Origin of the sequence: Nocardioides luteus (assembly GCF_000960475.2) — a bacterium.
Classification (GTDB): Bacteria; Actinomycetota; Actinomycetes; order Propionibacteriales; family Nocardioidaceae; genus Nocardioides; species Nocardioides luteus_A.
The window spans coordinates 73267-91356 of record NZ_JZDQ02000013.1 but is presented as its reverse complement, the minus strand read 5'-3'; the positions used below and the strand labels follow the sequence as shown (position 1 = coordinate 91356).

The 18090-nt window shown below is 71.6% G+C and carries 19 protein-coding genes; 13 read left to right on the top strand and 6 right to left on the bottom strand.

All coding sequences use genetic code 11. The features are described from left to right. Positions 1-49: 49 nt before the first annotated feature. The 4 genes from UG56_RS11055 to UG56_RS11040 all read left to right on the top strand — a co-directional run bounded on the left by UG56_RS11055 (position 50) and on the right by UG56_RS11040 (position 5255). Positions 50-1201, top strand: coding sequence for a flavin-containing monooxygenase (locus UG56_RS11055; RefSeq protein WP_045548885.1), 1152 nt, complete (start codon positions 50-52; stop codon positions 1199-1201). A gap of 154 nt (positions 1202-1355) precedes the next feature. Further along, on the top strand, positions 1356-2699 hold the full coding sequence (locus tag UG56_RS11050; RefSeq protein ID WP_305728735.1) for a flavin monoamine oxidase family protein: 1344 nt from the start codon (positions 1356-1358) through the stop codon (positions 2697-2699). 52 nt (positions 2700-2751) lie between these two features. Continuing rightward, positions 2752-3405: an ATP-binding cassette domain-containing protein gene (locus tag UG56_RS11045; RefSeq protein ID WP_052693546.1), complete on the top strand. Its 654-nt coding sequence runs from the start codon at positions 2752-2754 to the stop codon at positions 3403-3405. Beyond that, a complete protein-coding gene (locus UG56_RS11040; protein WP_071327025.1) occupies positions 3402-5255 on the top strand; it encodes a YhgE/Pip domain-containing protein in 1854 nt (617 codons plus the stop codon). The genes UG56_RS11045 and UG56_RS11040 overlap by 4 nt, the downstream gene beginning before the upstream one ends. Positions 5256-5257: 2 nt before the next feature. On the opposite strand, the gene UG56_RS11035 is transcribed toward UG56_RS11040, so the two are convergent. Then, positions 5258-6022: a hypothetical protein gene (locus tag UG56_RS11035; protein ID WP_045551970.1), complete on the bottom strand. Its 765-nt coding sequence runs from the start codon at positions 6020-6022 to the stop codon at positions 5258-5260. 13 nt (positions 6023-6035) lie between these two features. Continuing rightward, entirely contained in the window at positions 6036-6371 is a 336-nt protein-coding gene (locus UG56_RS11030; protein ID WP_045551969.1) for a PepSY domain-containing protein, read from the bottom strand. A gap of 79 nt (positions 6372-6450) precedes the next feature. Between UG56_RS11030 and UG56_RS11025 the strand changes: the two genes are divergently transcribed. Together UG56_RS11025 and UG56_RS11020 are read left to right on the top strand one after the other, a co-directional pair. Continuing rightward, entirely contained in the window at positions 6451-7128 is a 678-nt protein-coding gene (locus tag UG56_RS11025; RefSeq protein WP_045551968.1) for a response regulator transcription factor, read from the top strand. After that, positions 7125-8462: an ATP-binding protein gene (locus UG56_RS11020; RefSeq protein WP_071327024.1), complete on the top strand. Its 1338-nt coding sequence runs from the start codon at positions 7125-7127 to the stop codon at positions 8460-8462. Before UG56_RS11025 ends, UG56_RS11020 begins: the two co-directional genes overlap by 4 nt. On the opposite strand, the gene UG56_RS11015 is transcribed toward UG56_RS11020, so the two are convergent. After that, positions 8459-9094 carry a potassium channel family protein gene (locus UG56_RS11015; protein WP_045549480.1) on the bottom strand — a complete coding sequence of 212 codons (636 nt, stop codon included), beginning with the start codon at positions 9092-9094 and terminating at the stop codon, positions 8459-8461. The genes UG56_RS11020 and UG56_RS11015 overlap by 4 nt on opposite strands. Positions 9095-9185: 91 nt before the next feature. Here UG56_RS11015 and UG56_RS11010 point away from each other — a divergent pair, with 91 nt between their 5' ends. Both UG56_RS11010 and UG56_RS11005 read left to right on the top strand, forming a co-directional pair. Continuing rightward, the gene (locus UG56_RS11010; protein WP_052693698.1) at positions 9186-9659 is read left to right on the top strand and encodes a nucleotidyltransferase domain-containing protein; all 474 of its coding nucleotides are present in this window, start codon (positions 9186-9188) and stop codon (positions 9657-9659) included. Positions 9660-9713: 54 nt separating this feature from the next. Continuing rightward, positions 9714-10484, top strand: coding sequence for an enoyl-CoA hydratase/isomerase family protein (locus UG56_RS11005; RefSeq protein WP_045549478.1), 771 nt, complete (start codon positions 9714-9716; stop codon positions 10482-10484). Between the two features lie 22 nt (positions 10485-10506). Here the strand turns inward: UG56_RS11005 and UG56_RS11000 are convergent, their stop codons facing one another. From UG56_RS11000 to UG56_RS10990, 3 genes are all read right to left on the bottom strand, one after another. Next, a complete protein-coding gene (locus UG56_RS11000) occupies positions 10507-10890 on the bottom strand; it encodes a DoxX family protein (protein ID WP_045549475.1) in 384 nt (127 codons plus the stop codon). A gap of 94 nt (positions 10891-10984) precedes the next feature. Further along, entirely contained in the window at positions 10985-11878 is an 894-nt protein-coding gene (locus UG56_RS10995) for a MerR family transcriptional regulator (RefSeq protein WP_045549474.1), read from the bottom strand. An 8-nt stretch (positions 11879-11886) separates the two neighbouring features. After that, on the bottom strand, positions 11887-12324 hold the full coding sequence (locus tag UG56_RS10990; protein ID WP_052693702.1) for an SRPBCC family protein: 438 nt from the start codon (positions 12322-12324) through the stop codon (positions 11887-11889). Between the two features lie 103 nt (positions 12325-12427). On the opposite strand from UG56_RS10990, the gene UG56_RS10985 reads away from it, so the two are divergent. The 5 genes from UG56_RS10985 to UG56_RS10965 are packed head-to-tail and all read left to right on the top strand — an operon-like array spanning position 12428 to position 18063. Beyond that, entirely contained in the window at positions 12428-13699 is a 1272-nt protein-coding gene (locus tag UG56_RS10985; protein ID WP_045549472.1) for an NAD(P)/FAD-dependent oxidoreductase, read from the top strand. Continuing rightward, positions 13696-14451 carry a DUF1365 domain-containing protein gene (locus UG56_RS10980; protein ID WP_256206556.1) on the top strand — a complete coding sequence of 252 codons (756 nt, stop codon included), beginning with the start codon at positions 13696-13698 and terminating at the stop codon, positions 14449-14451. The genes UG56_RS10985 and UG56_RS10980 overlap by 4 nt, the downstream gene beginning before the upstream one ends. Beyond that, positions 14448-15710, top strand: coding sequence for an SAM-dependent methyltransferase (locus UG56_RS10975; RefSeq protein WP_045549471.1), 1263 nt, complete (start codon positions 14448-14450; stop codon positions 15708-15710). The genes UG56_RS10980 and UG56_RS10975 overlap by 4 nt, the downstream gene beginning before the upstream one ends. After that, positions 15707-17047 carry a cryptochrome/photolyase family protein gene (locus UG56_RS10970; RefSeq protein ID WP_045549470.1) on the top strand — a complete coding sequence of 447 codons (1341 nt, stop codon included), beginning with the start codon at positions 15707-15709 and terminating at the stop codon, positions 17045-17047. Before UG56_RS10975 ends, UG56_RS10970 begins: the two co-directional genes overlap by 4 nt. Continuing rightward, the gene (locus tag UG56_RS10965; RefSeq protein ID WP_045549469.1) at positions 17044-18063 is read left to right on the top strand and encodes an SDR family NAD(P)-dependent oxidoreductase; all 1020 of its coding nucleotides are present in this window, start codon (positions 17044-17046) and stop codon (positions 18061-18063) included. The genes UG56_RS10970 and UG56_RS10965 overlap by 4 nt, the downstream gene beginning before the upstream one ends. The last annotated feature ends 27 nt before the right edge of the window (positions 18064-18090 follow it).

Here is an 18090-nt window from a genome sequence, read left to right as displayed (position 1 = left end):
ATAGTGTAACGAAAATATGACTCATGTTCAGGTTTGAGAGAGGCGTGGCATGTCGCACCAGGTCCCCACCACCTCCCCGGTCGCCGTCATCGGCGCCGGGCCCGCTGGACTGGCCGCCGCTGCGGCACTGCGCGCGAAGGGCGTGGACGCCGTCGTGCTCGAGCGCGCCGACGACGTCGCCTCCAGCTGGCGGAACCACTACGACAGGCTCCACCTGCACACGGTCCGGTGGCTGTCCGGGCTGCCGGGGATGCCGATGCCGCGCTCGGAGGGCAGCTGGGTGTCGCGCGACGGCGTCGTCCGCTACCTCGAGGCGTACGCCGCGCACCACGGCCTCGACATCCGCACCGGCGTCACCGTCGAGCGGGTCGAGCGCGACGAGCGGGGCTGGCTGCTGCGCTCGCCGCAGGGCGACGTGCACGCCGACGCGGTGGTGGTCGCCACCGGCTACAACCACACCCCGGTCATGCCCGACGTGCCCGGGGTCGACGATTTCACCGGCGAGCTGCTGCACGCGAGCCGCTACCGCAACGGCAGGCCGTACGCGGGCAAGGACGTGCTGGTGGTCGGTCCGGGCAACACCGGAGCCGAGATCGCGGTCGACCTGACCGAGCACGGTGCGGAGCGGGTGCGGCTCGCCGTCCGTACGCCGCCGCACATCATGCGTCGGGCCGTCGGCCCGATCCCGACGCAGGCGACCAGCGTGCTGTTGCGCCGGGTGCCGACGGTGGTCGGCGACGCTCTGGCGGAGGTGACCCGCAAGCTGCAGGTGCCGGACCTGTCGGCGTACGGCCTGGCCGACCCGGGCAAGGGCGTGATCACCCGGGCGCGACGGGGCGAGATCCCGATCCTCGACGTCGGCCTGGTCGACGCGGTCCTGGCGGGGAAGGTCGAACCGGTCGCCGCCCTGGCCGGCTTCGAGGGGGACAAGGTGCTGCTCGCCGACGGCACCGAGATCGCGCCCGACGCGGTCATCGTCGCCGCGGGCTACCGGCGTGGCCTCGAGCCGCTCGTCGGCCACCTCGGTGTGCTCGACGCGCCCGGCAACCCCGTCGTGTCCGGCACCGCGACCCCGGCCGGCGCGCCGAACCTCCACTTCATCGGCTACTCCAACCCGATCAGCGGGATGTTCCGCGAGATCGCCATCGATGCCAAGCGCATCGCCAAGGTGTTGAGCAAGCAGCTGACCGCGACGGCCTGAGCGAGAAGGGACGAGCAGATGAGGTCGAGTCTGAGCCGCCGCGGACTGCTGGGTGGCATCGCGGCAACGGGTGCACTGACCGCCACCGGAGCGAGCGCTGCCCGCCTCCGCCGCGCCCAAGGGCCGAGCCGGTGAGCTGCCGTCGGCGGTCGACGTGGTGGTCGTCGGCGGAGGCATCTCGGGACTGGTCGCCGCACGGGAGGTGGCCGCGAAGGGCCGCTCGGTGGTGGTGCTCGAGGCACGCGACCGGGTCGGTGGCCGGGTCCTCAACCATGAGCTCGCGGACGGGTCGGTCATCGAGGCGGGTGGCGCCTTCGTCGGCCCGACCCAGGACCACGTCCTGGGGCTCTGCGACGAGCTGGGCATCCGGACGTTCAAGGAGCACACCGCCGGCGACAGCGTCTACGTCTCCCGGGGCATCCGGCAGACCTACCAGGGCACCGTCCCGCCCGACCCGCTGATCCTGCCCGACGCCGGCCGCCTGCAGCTGCAGCTGGACCAGATGTCCAAGGACGTGCCGGTCGACGCGCCGTGGCTGGCGGCGAAGGCGGCCGAGTGGGACTCGACGTCACTGCACGACTGGGTGGGGCAGAACACGGTCAACCCCGACACCGCCAAGCTGCTCGAGGTCTACCTGCAGCCGCTGCTCGGCGCGGATGCCCGCGACGTCTCGCTGCTGTTCATGCTCTGGTACCTCGCCACCGCCGGCAACGAGCAGAACCCCGGCACCTTCGAGCGGTCCTCCGGCACCGAGAACGGGGCCCAGGACTCGCGCATCGTCGGTGGGTCCCAGCTCATCCCGCTGCGGCTGGCCGAGCGGCTCGGCGACATCGTGGCGCTTTCGGCGCCGGTCCGGCGCATCGAGCAGCTCGCCGACCGGGCGGTCGTCACCACCGACCGCGGGCAGGTCAGCGCGGCCCGGGTCATCGTGGCGGCGCCGCCGCCGCTGATCACCCAGATCGACTGGGCCCCGCTGCTGCCGCCCAAGCGGCTGCAGCTGCTGCAGCGACACTTCATGGGTGCGCTGATGAAGTGCGATGCGGTGTACGAGAAGCCGTTCTGGCGGGAGAAGGGCCTCAACGGTTTCGGCATCTCCGACGTCGCGCCGGTGCGGGTGGCCTTCGACAACTGCCCCGCCGACGGGAGTCCCGGCGTGCTGCTGGCCTTCGTCGGCGGCGCGACCTGGGCGGACTGGGGAAACCGGCCGTTCGAGGAGCGCAGGCGGGGCGTGCTGGAGGGGTTCGCGCGGCTGTTCGGCCCGGAAGCGCTCGAGCCGATCGACTACACCGAGCACGACTGGACGCACGAACGCTGGTCATACGGCGGCCCGGTGGCCAATCCCGGGCTCGGGGCGACGTACCGGTTCGGGGACCAGATCCGCACGCCGTTCGGCCGCGTCCACTGGGCGGGAACCGAGACATCGACCTACTGGTCCGGCTACATGGACGGTGCGGTCCGTGCGGGCGAGCGCGCCGCGGCCGAGGTGACCGCGCCGTAGGCGCTTCGTGTCTGTGTCCCTCATCGGCCGCATTTGATGACAGGGTTCGAGCATGAGCGAAGAGGCGGTCGACGAGAAGGCCACGACGCTGCGGGCCACCGGCGTACGTGCTCGGCAGGGAGTCCGGGATCTGCTGCCGGCGACGTCGCTGACGTTGCGCGAGGGAGAGGTCGCGGTGGCGATCGGTCCGCCGGGAGGCGGCCACACGTCGCTGGCGCTCGCGCTGGCGGGCCGGCTGCGGCTGGATGCCGGCAGGGTCGCGCTGGACGGGGACGCCTCGCCGCGGGTCCTGCAGGGCGCGGTCGCGCTCGTCGACGTGCCGGGAGTCTCCGAGCCGGACGAGATGGTGTCGTTCCGTACGATCCTCGGTGAGGAGCTCGCCATGGCGAGGCAGAAGCCGAGCGGGTCGGTCATCGACCACTGGCTCGGGAGGTACGACCTCGCGACCGACATCACCACCGAGGCCGTCGCGCCCGGACCGCGCCTGGAGATCCTCGGTCGGATGGCGGCGATGCGTCCCGGAACCCGGTTCCTCGTCCTCACCTATCCCGAGCGGCTCGGCCTGCCGGTCGGGGATTGGCTCGCCATCGCGGAGGATCTCGCCGGGGCAGCGCCCAAGCCCGGGGTCCTGGTCACCGCCAGTCCCGCCGCGGTGATCCCGGCCGGAGTGCGTACGTTCACCATCGGCCCGACGGAGGAAGCATGAACTCGCTGCGTATCGCTCTGACCGAGCTGCGCCGGATCACGGCCGGCCGCCTGGCCAAGATCGTCATCGTGGCGCTGATCGTCGTGCCCACGCTCTACGCCGGCCTCTACCTCTACGCCAACCACGATCCGTACGCCCACTTCGACGAGCTCCCCGCGGCGCTGATCGTGGAGGACACCGGTGCCACCACCACCGACGGCACCGAGATCGACGCCGGGCGCCAGGTCGCCGACAAGCTCCTGAAGTCGGGCGACTTCGACTGGACGGAGACCACCACGGCCACGGCGGAGAAGGACATCCGCGAGGGTGACTACTACTTCGCCCTGCGCATCCCGGAGGGCTTCTCCCGGACGCTGACCGGCGCGGAGCGGCTCGACCCGAAGCAGGCGCAGATCCAGGTCATCACCAACGACGCCAACTCCTACCTGTCCACCACGATCGCTACCAACGTCACCGACAAGGTCCGCGACGCCATCGCCAGCGAGGTCTCCGAGCAGGCCGCGGCCAACTTCCTGCTCGGCATCTCCGACCTCCGCTCGGGCCTCGTCAAGGCCGCCGACGGTGCCGCGAAGCTGGAGAAGGGCGCGGTCTCGCTCCGCGACGGTGCCGGGAAGCTGGCCACCGGAGCGGGCGACCTCGAGGACGGCCTCGACACCATCGAGGGCAAGGTCACCGACCTGCCCGCCAAGACGCGTGACCTCGCCACCGGCGCCCGCAAGGTCGCCGACGCGAACGGGGAGATCGCGGCCACCGGGCAGCGGGCCGCGACCGCCGTCGACGACGCCGTCGCCGCCTACGACGCGAACCGCGCCGACCTGGACGCCCGGCTCGAGGCGCAAGGGCTGGACGAGCAGCAGCGCGCCGAGGTGCTGGCCATCTACGACCGCGGGGCCGCCCCGCTCGATCGGGTCGACCAGCGCGTCGGCGACGTCTCCGGCCAGCTGAACGACCTCGCCACCGGCGCCGACCATGTCGCCGACGGCAACGAGCAGCTGGCCGCGGCGATGCCCGCTCTGGTGGCCGGGATCTCCCAGGCGGCCGACGGTGCCGGTGAGCTCAGCACCGGCGCGACCACGCTGCGCGACGGTGCCGCGAAGCTCGCCACCGGTGCCGGCGACCTGAAGAAGGGGCTGCAGGACGGCGTCGCCCAGGCGCCGGCCACCGACGAGGAGCTGCGCGACCAGATCGCCTCGACGATCGCCGACCCGGTCGCGATCGACTCGATCTCCGAGGCGAAGGCCTCGTCCTACGGGGCCGGGCTCGCGCCGTTCTTCCTCGCCCTGGGCGCCTGGATCGGTGGGTACGTCCTCTTCCTGCTCGTCCGGCCGATCTCGACCCGCGCGCTGGCCGCCAACCAGACCCCGCTCCGGGTCGCCCTGGGCGGGTGGATCACCCCCGCACTCATCGGCGCCGCGCAGATGGTGCTCGTGCTCGTGGTCGTCGGTCTCGCCGTCGACATCGCCCCGGTCAACTGGATCGGCACGCTCGGGTTCCTGCTGCTCACCTCTGCGACCTTCATCGCGATCGTGCACATGCTCAACGCGCTCCTCGGGGCGCCGGGCCAGTTCCTCGGCCTGGTCCTGATGGTGGTCCAGCTCGTCACCGCCGGCGGCACGTTCCCCTGGCAGACGATTCCCGAGCCGTTGCACCCGCTCCACCACGTACTGCCGATGAGCTATGCCGTCGACGGGCTGCGTCAGCTGATGTACGGCGGGCTCTCCGGGCGGGTCCTCTCCGACGTCCTGGTCCTGGCCGCGTTCCTCGTCGGCGCGCTGCTGCTGACCAGCTACGGCGCCCGGAGGCAACGGGTCTGGACGCCCAAACGAGTCAGACCCGAGATCGCCCTCTGACCTCAGTACGTCTCACCCAGCCGCGCCTCGCCGGCACGGCGGGCCTGCGCGGGGGAGACGTGCGTGACCGAGATCAGCTCCTCGCGACCGCCGGCCCCCTTGTCGATCGTGAGGACGAGCCCGACGCCTCGGGCGTAGTACTTGTGCTCCAGCACGTCGGGCTCGAGCGGGGTGGTGTCGGCGGTCTTGACCAGGCCGTCGTACTCGCCGGCCGGGACGCGGGCGTGCCGGCCGAGCGCGAGGACCTCGCCGTTGTCCTCGGCCTCGCCCTGGGCGTACTCCTGCCGGTAGGTCATCCCGACCTCGGGCGAGGCGGGCATGATCACTCCCGCCTGCGCTTTGTCGACGCCGGCCTCGAAGGAGCCTTCGCGGGTCGCGATCTCGCCGTCCTCGAACTCGGCGGTGTCCTCGCCGAGATACCAGACCGTGCCGTCCTCGTCCTGGGCGTACCAGTCGAAGGTGTCCTCGACGACCTCGCCGTCGAGGGTCACGGTGTCGCGTACGACCCGGGCGGTGACGCCGTTGGCGATCTCGCGGGTCACCGGGGTGGCGGTGACGACGACGTCGGCGGTCTCGCCGTCCTCGGTGGTCTCGCGGTAGGTCCAGCGGGTCCCGGGCTCGAGCGGGAACCAGGGGTTCGTGATCTCCGTGGTGAACTCGGCCGGGTCGAGGTCGACCCGCTCGCCGGACCGCGGGAGCGCGTCGCTCCGGGAGCCGCAGCCGGTGGCGACCAGGAGGCAGGCGAGGACGAGGGCGAGTCGAGGCACCGTACGGCCCGGGTCAGTCGTCGGAACCGTCGGAGCCGTCGTCGCCGTCGGTGCCGACGACCTGGAAGTCCTCGTCGAGCTGGACGTCGACCTGGTGGCCGTCGTCGAGGGTCACCTCGACCTCGTACTTGCTCTCCTCGTCGTCGATCTCGGTCCCGGTGACGGTGCCGCCGCCGGTCTCCTCCAGCGCGGCCTGCTCGGCGCGGTCGCGTTCGGAGGCCGGGATGGGGTGCTCGCGGGCGTCGTCGTCGCCGGACAGGGCCCGGGCCGCGCCGACCGTCCCGGCGGAGACCACGGCCGCGGCCGCGAGGACCACGGCGATGCGCTTGCGGGTGGGTTTCGGGTTCATGCCATCGACGCTACGACTGCCGGATGAGGAGTCGATGAGTCTCTCATCCGGCACTCATCCGGGTGCCTAGCATGAGGTTGTGCGGGTGCTGCTGGTCGAGGACGAGGAGAAGCTCGCCGCGCTGGTCGCGCGTGGGCTGACCGAGCGTGGCGGGGTGGTCGACTCGGTCACCACCGGCACGCAGGCGCTCGCCTCGGCACGTGGCGGCGAGTACGACGTGATGCTGCTCGACGTGATGCTGCCCGACATCGACGGGTTCGAGGTCTGCCGCCGGCTGCGCGCGGCGCGGGTGTGGACCCCGATCCTGATGCTGACCGCACGCACCGCGGTGGTGGATCGCATCACCGGCCTGGACAGCGGTGCCGACGACTACCTCGCCAAGCCGTTCGCCTTCCAGGAGCTGCTGGCCCGCATGCGCGCGCTCGCCCGCCGTGGGCCCGTGCCCCGGCCGGTGATGCTGGAGGTCGGCGACCTGCGGATGGACCCGGCGGCCAGGCGGGTCTGGCGGGGCTCGACCGAGCTGTCCCTCTCGACGCGGGAGCTGACCCTCCTGGAGGCCCTCATGCGCCGCTGCGACCAGGTGCTCACCCGCGAGCAGCTGCTCGCGCTCGCCTGGGGCGATCCTCGGGAGGTCACCTCCAACATCGTCGACGTCTACGTGCGCTACCTGCGCGCGAAGATCGACCGGCCCTTCGGGACGAGCACCCTGCAGACCGTACGCGGCGTGGGCTACCGACTCACCGCGGAGAGGTCGTGAGGGGCTGGCCGCCGTCACGGTGGCCGCTGCGTACCCGGGTCGCGCTCGCCTTCCTGGCCGCCACGGCGATCGCCGTCACCGGCCTCGGGGTCCTGGTCCAGCTGCGGGTGGGCGATGCGCTGGAGGACCGGCTGCGTGACTCGGTCGGGGCCGAGGCCGACCGGCTCGAGGCGCTGCGAGGGCGCGATCTGCTGCGCGCCGTCTCGGCCCTCGACGGCGAGGTGCATGCCCAGGTCCTCAGCCCGGGAGGCGAGGTCGAGGCATCCTCCGGGCTCGTCGCCGACCCTCTTCTCGATGCCACCGAGATGCGGGCGTCCGGCCGGAGCGGCTGGCTCGAGAAGACCGCCACCGTCCTCGACGACGACGCCGCGGCTCGCGGGAAGCCCGAGCCGGAGCGGGAGCGGCTCCTCCTCCTCGTCGAGCCGGTCGACGAGGGCTTCCTGGTCGTCGGTACGTCGCGCGAGGACGCCGACGAGGCGCTCGCCACGCTGTGCAACCAGCTGCTGATCGCCGGCCCGCTCGCCCTGGCCGTCGCCGGCGGGCTCGGCTATCTCGTCGCCGGCGCCGGGCTGCGCCCGATCGAGCGGATGCGCTCGCGAGCGGCGACGATCTCCGCGCGCAGCGCCGGCGAGCGCCTCCCGGTCCCGGAGGCCGAGGACGAGCTGCGCCGGCTCGCACTCACCCTCAACGCCATGATCGGCCGCCTCGACGACGCCCTGCAGCGGGAACGCCGGTTCGTCGCCGACGCCAGCCACGACCTGCGTACGCCGCTCGCGCTGATGCGCACCGAGATCGACCTCGCGCTGGCGGGGAAGCGGACCCCCGAGGAGCTGAGGCTGGCACTGCGCTCGGTCGACGACGAGGTGCGCCGCCTCATCGCCCTGGCCGAGGAACTCCTCGCCCGAGCCGGCTCCGGCGACTCGTTGCCGATCGAGCCCCGGCCGGTCGACCTGGTGGATCTGGCCGCCCGCGTCGTGGATCGGTTCCGCCCTGCTGTCGAGGACCGGCACATCGGGCTGTCGGCGCCGCGCCCCGTCGAGGTCCACGGTGACGCCACCCGCCTCGACCGCGCGCTGTCGAACCTCGTCGACAACGCGATCCGGCACGGCGGCGGCGACATCGAGGTCGCGGTCGTCGGCGATCCGGACCGTGCTGTCGTCACGGTCACCGACGCCGGCGACGGCTTCCCCGACCACGTCTGGCCGCGAGACCCGGGCCTCGGGCTGACGATCGTCCGCGAGATCGCCCGCGCCCACGGCGGCTCGATCGATGTCGAGCGTGTCGACGGCCGCACCTGCGTACGTCTGGTGGTTGCGTCGCCGCGACGCCCTTAGACGGCGTCGCTCTCGGCTTGCGCATGCTGGATGAACCAGGTCGCCACGGCGGCGGTCACGGAGCCGACGAGGGCGATCCCGACCACCATCAGAGCGACTGCCACCAGGCGCCCGTTGGTGGTGACCGGGTAGTGATCGCCGTAGCCGACGGTCGTGACGGTCGTGCATGCCCACCACACGGCATCGCCGAGCGTCTTGATGTTCCCGTCGGCGGCAGCTCGCTCCGCGTCGAGCACGGCGAGCGCCCCGAGGAAGACGGCGATGATCGTGAGGCCGACCACGTAGAGCGTCGTCTGACCGACGATCGTCCGTGCGGCCGAGCGGCTCAGCAGACGCGCGAAGGCCAGGACGCGGAGGATGCGCAGCGGCCGCAGCACCGGCAGGCCGATGAGGGCGACGTCGTACCAATGGTGGAGCAGATAGTGACCGCGTCGGTCGGCCAGCAGGACGCGGATGAGGAAGTCGAGACAGAACGCGCCCCACACGGTCCAGAAGACGACCGTGAGGGTTTCCTCCAGGGTGCGGTTCAGCCGGGGGTCGACGATCGGCCAGGCGTACGCGACGAGGAAGGCGATGGCGAGGAGCAGGAGTGGGATCTCCGTCCGGCGCTCCCACATCTGAACACGGGTCATCCGGCGAACGTAGGCCGGCTGGGCGGGGACATCCCGGCTCTGCGATCGACGGTGCTCCGAATCCGGTATGAGATGGCGATAAGTTCGCCTTATGAGCCTGCTGGCCGCGTACCGCCGAGCGCGACATGACGAAGAAGTCGCGCGGCTTCGGCGTGGGCTCGCGCTCCGGGCGATGGTGGCCTCGGGGATGAGTCAGCGAGAGATCTCCGCCGGGCTCGGGGTGAGTCAGCCGGCGGTCAGCCAGCAGCTGAAGGCGGCGCACGATCTTGCCGGAATTCACCCCGAAGCATTGGTCGAGGCTGCTGGACCGGTCCTCAGGAGCGTAGCTGAGGACGCGGGCTACCGGAGGCTCGCCGTCTTCGGTTCGGTGGCTCGGGGCGAGGCGCGGTCCGACTCCGACATCGACCTGATCGTCGAGGCGCCGGAGGGCACGTCGTCGTTCGGGTTCCTCCGGTTCAAGAACGTGCTCGAGCAGGTGCTCGGTCGCGAGATCGACCTGGTCGATTACGGCGGGCTGAAGCCGCGACTGGACGATGATGTTCGACGCGATGCCGTGTTGCTCTGATGGACCTCGAGGCGTCGCGCGACCTACCTCCTCATGAAGGGATCGGCGAAAGCGATGAGCATCAACGAGTCGGGTGTCGAGCTGAGCATCGACGGGGCGGTGGCGACGGTGCTGCTGGACCGTCCTGACGTACGCAACGCGCAGCATCCGGCGATGTGGGCGGCGATCGCGGGGTTCCTCGAGTCGCTTCCGGAGGAGGTGCGGGTCGTGGTGGTGCGTGGGGCCGGTGGGACGTTCTCGGCGGGGCTGGATCTGTCGCTGGTCGACCCGGGTCAGACCGAGGTGGAGGGCAGCCTGGTCGCGACGCTGGCGCGCAGCGACCAGGAGGTGATCGACCTGATCGGGGAGTATCAGCGGCCGTTCGTGGCGTTGGCCGACCCGGGGTTCATCTCGATCGCCGTGATCGACGGGTATGCCATCGGGGCCGGGTTCCAGATGGCGTTGGCGTGCGACCTGCGGATCATGGCCGAGGACGCCTGGGTCTGCATGAAGGAGCCGGCGCTGGGGCTGGTTCCGGACCTGGCCGGGACCAAGCCGCTGGTCGAGGCCGTGGGCTACTCGCGGGCGCTGGAGATCTGTGCCACTGCGCGCAAGGTGGGCGCGCACGAGGCCGAGCGGATCGGGCTGGCGCAGAGCGTGGTGCCGGCCGCCGAGTTGGATGCCACGCTGACCGGCTTGGTCGCCTCGCTCGTCGCCCATGATGCGACCGCGGTGCGGCGTACGCAGGAGCTCCTGGCTGCTGCGTCCAGCCGGAGCCTCGACGAGCAGCGTCTCGCCGAGCGCACCGCCCAGGTGGAACGGCTCCGCGCCGTGCTCGGCCGCTGAGCCGATCGACCTGCGGGGCACGTCAGGCGGTGAAGGGCGTGGTGCCGAAGCGGCCGACGACGATGAAGGTGGCCAGGGCCAGGTAGACGACGTTGACCAGGACGAGCTTCGCCTGACCGAGGCGGCCGTGGGTGATCATCGCGCCGATCATCAGGGCGATCCAGCAGGCGGCGGTGACGGGCACCATGACGGGCGCGATGTCGAGCACGGCGGGAAGGATGAGTCCGATCGCCGCCAGGATCTCGAGGATCCCGAGGGTCCTGACGAAGGCCGGGTTGGCGCCGCGGGTCCATGCGGCGCCGTCGTGCTGGGCGAGCTTGTCCAGCGGCACGAAGGTCTTGGTGATGCCTCCTGCCAGGGCGACGAGGGCCAGCAGTCCGGCGGTGATCCAAAGGATGATGTTCATCGTTCTCTCCTGTTCTGCGGGTTCACAGCTGGAGACGAGACGACACGACGCTCTGTGACATGACCCGGCGGGCCACCCTCCCCGAACAGGCCGGTCAGCGCGCCTGCGAGGTCATGGCGGCGAGGGCCGTCGCGCCGGCGGCGATGTCGTGGCCCAGGCGGGCGGCGGGCTCGGGAGCGTGGCCCTGCTGCGCTCCGCCGACGGCGACGACGAGATCGGGGCGGTGGTCGTGCAGCGCCGTGATCACCGCGGCGGTGGCGGGGATGTCGGCGGTGGTGGGGATCGCCAGCACGACGGCGGCGAGAGCGGGGTCGCCGGCGACGCCGAGCCAGTCGTCGACCGGAAGATCGGCTCCCAGGTAGTCGGTGTCCAAACCGCGTCGCCGGGCGGCGACGGCAAAGGCGAGGAGGCCGATCTCGTGGCGGGTGCCGGGTGCCAGGCCGAGGACGACACGGGGTCCGTGGCCATGGGCGGCCGCCGCCTCGTAGGCGACGGCGAGGCGGCGCATCACCGCGTTCGAGGCCAGGTGCTCGCCGGCGACGCTGACCCTGCCGTCCGCCCAGGCGTCACCGAGCTCCTCCAGCGCGGGAAAGACATGTTCGGTCATGACCGTCTCGAAGCTGCTGAGGGCGAACACCTCGTCCAGGGTGGCCGCCAGGTCGCCGGTGTCGAGGGCGGCTGCGGCGGCGGTCATCCTCCGGGCGAGGTCAGGGGACGGCCCGCTTCCGCCGTCCGGCGCCTCCGCGGTCGTGTCGTGGGTGGGTTGTGCGCGATCGAGCCGGATCGCCTCAGCAGCGGCCAGGCCGACCGCCCAGCCCTGATCCACCAGGTGCTTCATCGAGCGCAGCACGGCGACGTCGTGCTCCCCGTAGAGGCGGTAGCCGCTCTCGGACCGATCTGGGGCGATCACGCCGTATCGGCGCTCCCAGGCACGGAGTGTCGCGGTCGTGATGCCGACCCGCTGTGCTGCGTGCTTGATGGTGTACATCTGCTCCGCTACCGGCCCAGTCGGTCCAGGGTCGTGCGCATCTGGGCGGAGGCGTCGTCGCCGAGACGGGTGAACGCGGGGGTCAGCAGTGGGGCCACCATCCTGGCCAGGCCTTTCAGGTCGAACTCGGCCACATAGCGTACGGATGTCCCGCCCGTGGCTGTCGGTACGAAGGTCATCGTGTCATGCGCCACGACCGACTTGTTCTCGCCGCGGAGCACGACACGGGTGCCGGGCTCGTAGACCTCCACCACATAGGTGAGGTCGGTGGTGCGTCCGAGGAACCGAGAGGTGTTCGCGTACGCCGTCCCGACCCCGCCGTCCCCGGAGATGCGTTCGGTGCGCACGGTGCCCGGATCCCACTGCTCGGTGGTGGTGAAGTCGGCCAGGAAGTCGAACACCTCGGAGGTCGGCGCGGAGGTCGCCACGGTTCGATCGATCTTCATCATCGTGCCCCTTTCAAACCTTTGACATACCTTGTACAAAGATTGTACGTTCGATCACCGGAACTAGCCAGCGGCAACGCCGTTGCCTGACGAGGGAGCACCCATGAGCCGAACGGCCCAGACCCAGCGGCCGAGCGTCGCCGTGATCGGTGGCGGGGTCTCCGGTCTGACCGCGGCCCATCTCCTCGGGCGTACGCATGACGTCACCCTCTTCGAGGCGGAGCGGCGGCTCGGTGGCCATGCGCACACGCACGACGTCCCGGCCGCTTCCGGCGCCGACCTCCGCGTGGACAGCGGCTTCATCGTGATGAACGAGCGCACCTACCCGAACCTGCTCCGCCTGTTCGCGGAGCTGGGCGTCGAGACCCGGCCGACCGAGATGAGCATGAGCATCGTCTGCGACGACTGCGGCCTGTCCTATGCCGGCGGCCGCGGGCCGAGCGGCATCCTGGCCGACCCGAGTCGTCTCGGCGACCCGCGCTTCGTCCGCATGCTGGCGCAGGTGCCCCGCTTCCACCGCCGGGCGCGCCGCCTGCTCGGCACCGACAGCGACCTGACGTGGGGGCAGTTCCTCGCCGAGGGTGGCTTCAGCGACTACTTCGTCCAGCACTTCGCGGTGCCGCTCGTCTCGTGCGTCTGGTCGTGCGGCGACGAGGACGCGACCGCCTACCCGGCGAGGCACCTCTTCGCCTTCCTCGACCACCACGGCATGCTCCAGATCACTGGATCACCCACGTGGCGCACCGTCGTGGGCGGTTCCCGCACCTACGTGGACAGGATCGCGGAACGGCTGGGCGAGATCCGTGTGGGCGAGCCGGTGACCGCCGTGGAGCGGCACGCCGACGGCGTCGAGGTACGCACCCAGGCCGGGTCCCGGCACTTCGACCGCGTGGTGGTGGCGACCCACGCGGACCAGGCTCTGCGGCTGCTGGCCGACGCCACCCCCGAGGAGAAGTCGGACCTCGCCGCCATCCGGTACTCGCGCAACGAGACCTGGTTGCACCGCGACGCCACCCTGCTGCCCGCCCGGCCCCGTGCCCGGGCGTCGTGGAACTACCGCCTCGCCTCCTGCGACGGTGGCGCCGACAAGGTGGTCGTCAGCTACTGGATGAACCGGCTCCAGGGCCTCGAGGACCGCGACGAGCACGTGGTGACGCTCAACGCGACCGAGCATGTCGATCCGGCCACGGTCACCGCGCGGATGAGCTACGAGCACCCGGTCTTCACCACCGAGGCGGTCGCGGCGACCGCTCGGCTGCGTACGGCCGGTGGACCTCGGCTGGCCTTCGCCGGCGCCCATCTCGGCTGGGGATTCCACGAGGACGGCTGTCGCTCGGGCGTGGAGGCAGCCGAGTCGTTCGGGGTGACCTGGTGATCCCGTCACCGGTGTTTCCCGAGGTGCCGGCGCTGGTCGTCGGCCACGTCAGCCACACCCGGGAGCTGCCGTTGCGGCACGCGTTCCGCCACCGCAGCTACCACTGGCTCATCGACGTCGACGATCTGCCTCGGCTCCCGTTCTGGCTACGTCCCCTGGCCGGGTTCCGGGTCGAGGACCATCTCGACGGCGGCTCGTCGGGTGGTGGCGTACGTGGCGATCTCGGTGTCTTCCTCGCCGGCCGCGGCGTCGACCTGGCGCCGACCGACCGGGTGCTGATGCTGGCGAACGCCCGTGTCCTCGGCCATGTCTTCGACCCCCTCACCGTCTTCTGGGTGCAGTCGGACGACGGTGTGCTGCGTGCGGTCGTCTTCGAGGTGCACAACACCTACGGCGAACGTCACGCCTATCTGATCGACGTCGATCGCTTCGGGCGAGCCCACGCCGACAAGACCTTCTACGTCTCGCCGTTCAACGACATGGCCGGGACCTATGACATCCGGCTGCAGGTCGATCCGGGACAGGTCGCCGTGGCCGTCGGCCTCGACCGCGACGGCGCCCGCGTGCTGACGGCGACCACGCGCGGAACCCCGGAGCCGGCGACGCACCGTGCGCTGCTCCGGGTGAGCCTCTCCCATCTCCTGATGCCTCATCGGGTCAGCGCACTCATCCGGTTCCACGGGATCCGGCTGTGGCTGCGCAGGTTACCCCTCGTCCCACGTCCGGCCGCTCCGAAGGAGACCACATCATGACCGCAGAGCCTGTGACGCTCGGGCTGCCGGCGCACCGTGCGCCCGCCGCCCCCAGAAGCCTGCGAGCAGGCATCGCCAAGCAGATCCTGCGCCTGGCCACCCGGCAGGTCCCGGTCGACGTCGTGCTCCCGGACGGGCGTCTGCTCAACCATCGATCGCGTACCGCGGGATGGCCGGGCATCGTGCTGCACCGTCCGGAGTCGCTCTTCGGCCGGATCGCGGAGAACCCGAAGATCGGCCTCGGCGAGGGCTACACGGCGGGCGACTGGCACGCGGCCGAGGACACCGATCTCGCCGATGCGCTGACCCCGTACGCCGAACGCCTCTCCACGCTGGTTCCGGGCTGGATGCTGCGGCTGCGCCGTCTGGTCGACCAGCCCATCCCCGCCGACCAGCGCGGCGCGGTGGAGGACTCCCAGGAGAACATCTCCGCCCACTACGACCTGGGCAACGACATGTTCGCCGCCTTCCTCGACCCCAGCCTCAGCTACAGCTCGGCCCTCTTCGACCACACCCGTCCGCTCGCCGAGCAGGACCTCGAGGAGGCCCAGCTGCGCAAGGTCGACGCCGCCCTCGACCTGGCCGGCGTCGGTGCCGGTGACGAGCTGCTGGAGATCGGCACGGGGTGGGGGACGCTCGCGATCGAGGCGGCACGCCGCGGAGCCCGGGTCACCACCGTCACCCTGTCGGTCGAGCAGGCGGCGCTGGCCAGGGAGCGGATCGAGGCCGCGGGCTACACCGACCGGGTCGAGGTGCTGGTCCAGGACTACCGGCACGTCGTCGGCACCTTCGACGCCGTGGTCAGCGTGGAGATGATCGAGGCGGTCGGCGAGCGGTACTGGCCCGACTACTTCGCCGCCCTGTCCCGGCTGGTCCGCCCCGGCGGTGCCATCGCCCTGCAGGCGATCCTGATGCCGCACCAGCGCTACCTGGCGACCCGCAACTCCTACGGCTGGATCCAGAAGCACATCTTCCCGGGCGGTCTCATCCCGTCCGAGACCGTCATCTCCGAGCAAGCCGCCGACGTCGGTCTGAGCGTCACCCGCACCGACAGGTTCGGCGCCGACTACGCCGAGACGCTCCGCCGCTGGCGCGCCGCCTTCCTGGCCTCGTGGCCGGGGATACGGTCGGAGGAGTTCGACGAGGAGTTCCGGCGCACCTGGGAGTTCTACCTCGCCTATTGCGAGGCGGGCTTCCGGGCCGGGGCGATCGACGTCGCCCAGATCCGCCTGGAAGCCCACGAACGGAACCGTCCATGACGACCTCACTGATGTGGTTCCGACGCGACCTCCGGCTGGGGGACCATCCCGCGCTGCAGGCCGCCGCGGCCGAGGGGCAGGTGGTGCCGCTGTTCGTGCTCGACCCGCGCCTGGCCGGCTCCGGACGGAGGTGGGAGCGGCTGCTGGCCTCGCTCGCCGCGCTGCGCGAGGAGACGGACGGTGCGCTGGTCATCCGTCAGGGCGACCCGGCCGAGGTGGTGGCCGAGGTCGCCGCCGAGGCCGGCGCGAGTCAGGTGCACGTCTCGACCGAGACGAATCCCTACGGCCGGCGACGCGACGCCGCCGTGGAGCGGCGTCTGGCGGCCGCGGGCATCGGGCTGGTCGGCACGGGCAGCCCGTACGCGGTCACGCCGGGCAGGGTCCGGAACGCATCCGGGGACCCCTATCGCGTCTTCACCCCCTTCCTGCGCGCGTGGCGGGAACACGGCTGGCGGGCGCCCGCCGGCGATCCGCAGGTCGAGTGGATGACGAAGCTCGAGTCGGACCCGCTCCCGGCCCACTCCGACCAGGAGGCGGGTGAGCGCGCGGCGCTCCACCGCTGGGAGGACTTCCGTGCCGAGGACCTGGCCGGCTATGCCACGGCCCGGGACCGACCCGACCTCGACCGGACCAGCCGCCTCTCGGTTGCGCTGAAGTTCGGCGAGATCCACCCGCGTACGCTGCTCGCCGATCTGGACGCGCACGGCACCGGTGCCTCCGGCGAGGACGTCGAGCGCTTCGTCGCCGAGCTGGCGTGGCGCGAGTTCTACGCCGACGTGCTCTGGCACGACCCCGGGTCGGCCTGGCGTGACCTGCGGGACGGCCTGGACGGGATGCGCTACGACGAGGACCCCGAGCTGCTGGAGGCATGGAAGTCGGGCACCACGGGCTATCCGTTCGTCGACGCCGGCATGCGCCAGCTGCTCGGCGAGGGCTGGATGCACAACCGCGTACGCATGGTCGTCGCGAGCTTCCTGGTCAAGGATCTGCACCTGTGGTGGCCGGCCGGCGCCCGGCACTTCATGGACCATCTCCTCGACGGCGACATGGCCTCCAACAGCCACGGCTGGCAGTGGGCGGCCGGGACCGGCACCGACGCCGCGCCCTACTTCCGCATCTTCAACCCGGTCACCCAGGGCCTCCGGTTCGACCCGCAGGGCGACTACGTCCGGCGCTGGGTGCCCGAGCTGCGTCACCTCCCGGGGGCCGCGGCCCACGAGCCGTGGCGCCACCGCGAGGGGCTGGCGCAGGGCTATCCGGAACGCGTCGTTGACCATGCCGAGGAGCGTCGTGAGGCGCTGGACCGGCTCGCAGAGCTGAAGGAGTCCAGGAGATGACCACGCCGCGGCACATCGGCCGGACCTCAGCACCTGATCGCGGTCTCGACCGCCTGCTCGACCGCACGGTCCTGCTCGGCTACTCACGCCTCGGCTACGCGATCCGCCGCCGCCACTGGCCCGCGGGCGACCCGCGCCCCGGAGCGCTGGCAGGACGCACCGCCCTGGTCACCGGTGGTGGCAGCGGTCTCGGGGAGGCCACCGTGCTCGGGCTGGCCCGACTCGGGGCGCGCGTCCACGTCCTCGTACGCTCACCCGAGCGCGCCGCACCAGCGATCGCCCGGATCGAGCGGCTGCTGCGCGCCGAGGGGCGGGTGGCCGACCTTCGGATCGAGCGCTGCGACGTCTCCGACCCGGCCATGATCGACGCGTTCGCCGAGGACTTCTGTGCGCGTGCGGGCGGCAGCATCGGGCTCGACGTGCTCGTGCACAACGCGGGGGTCATGCCGCCCGAGCGGACCGAGTCGGTCGAGGGTCATGAGCTGTCCGTCGCCACGCACGTGCTCGGGCCGATCCGGCTGACCGAGCGCCTGCTCCCGGCCCTGCGCCGCTCGGAGTGCGGCGCCCGGGTCGTCCTCGTCGCCTCGGGCGGGATGTACACCCAGCCGCTTCCCGTGGACGACCCGGAGTTCGAGCACGGCAGCTACCGGGGTGCGGTCGCCTACGCGCGGTCCAAGCGCATGCAGGTGGAGCTGGCACCGATCCTGGACCGACGCTGGTCGCCGGACCGGATCGCGACCTTCGTCATGCACCCCGGCTGGGCGGACACCCCGGGCCTCGCCCGCTCGCTCCCCGCCTTCCGTACGTTGACCCGACCGTTGCTCCGCCCGGCCGAGGCGGGTGCGGACACGGCGGTGTGGCTCGCGGCCACCGAGCCGACCCCGCCCTCCGGCACCTTCTGGCACGACCGTCGCCGGCGTCCGACGAGCTATCGGTCCGCGACCCGTCCGGGTCGCGGCGAGACCGACGAGCTGTGGACATGGGCGGCAGCCGCCGCCGGCCTGGAGCGGCCCTAGCTCCGATGTCACCCCACAAATCCTCGA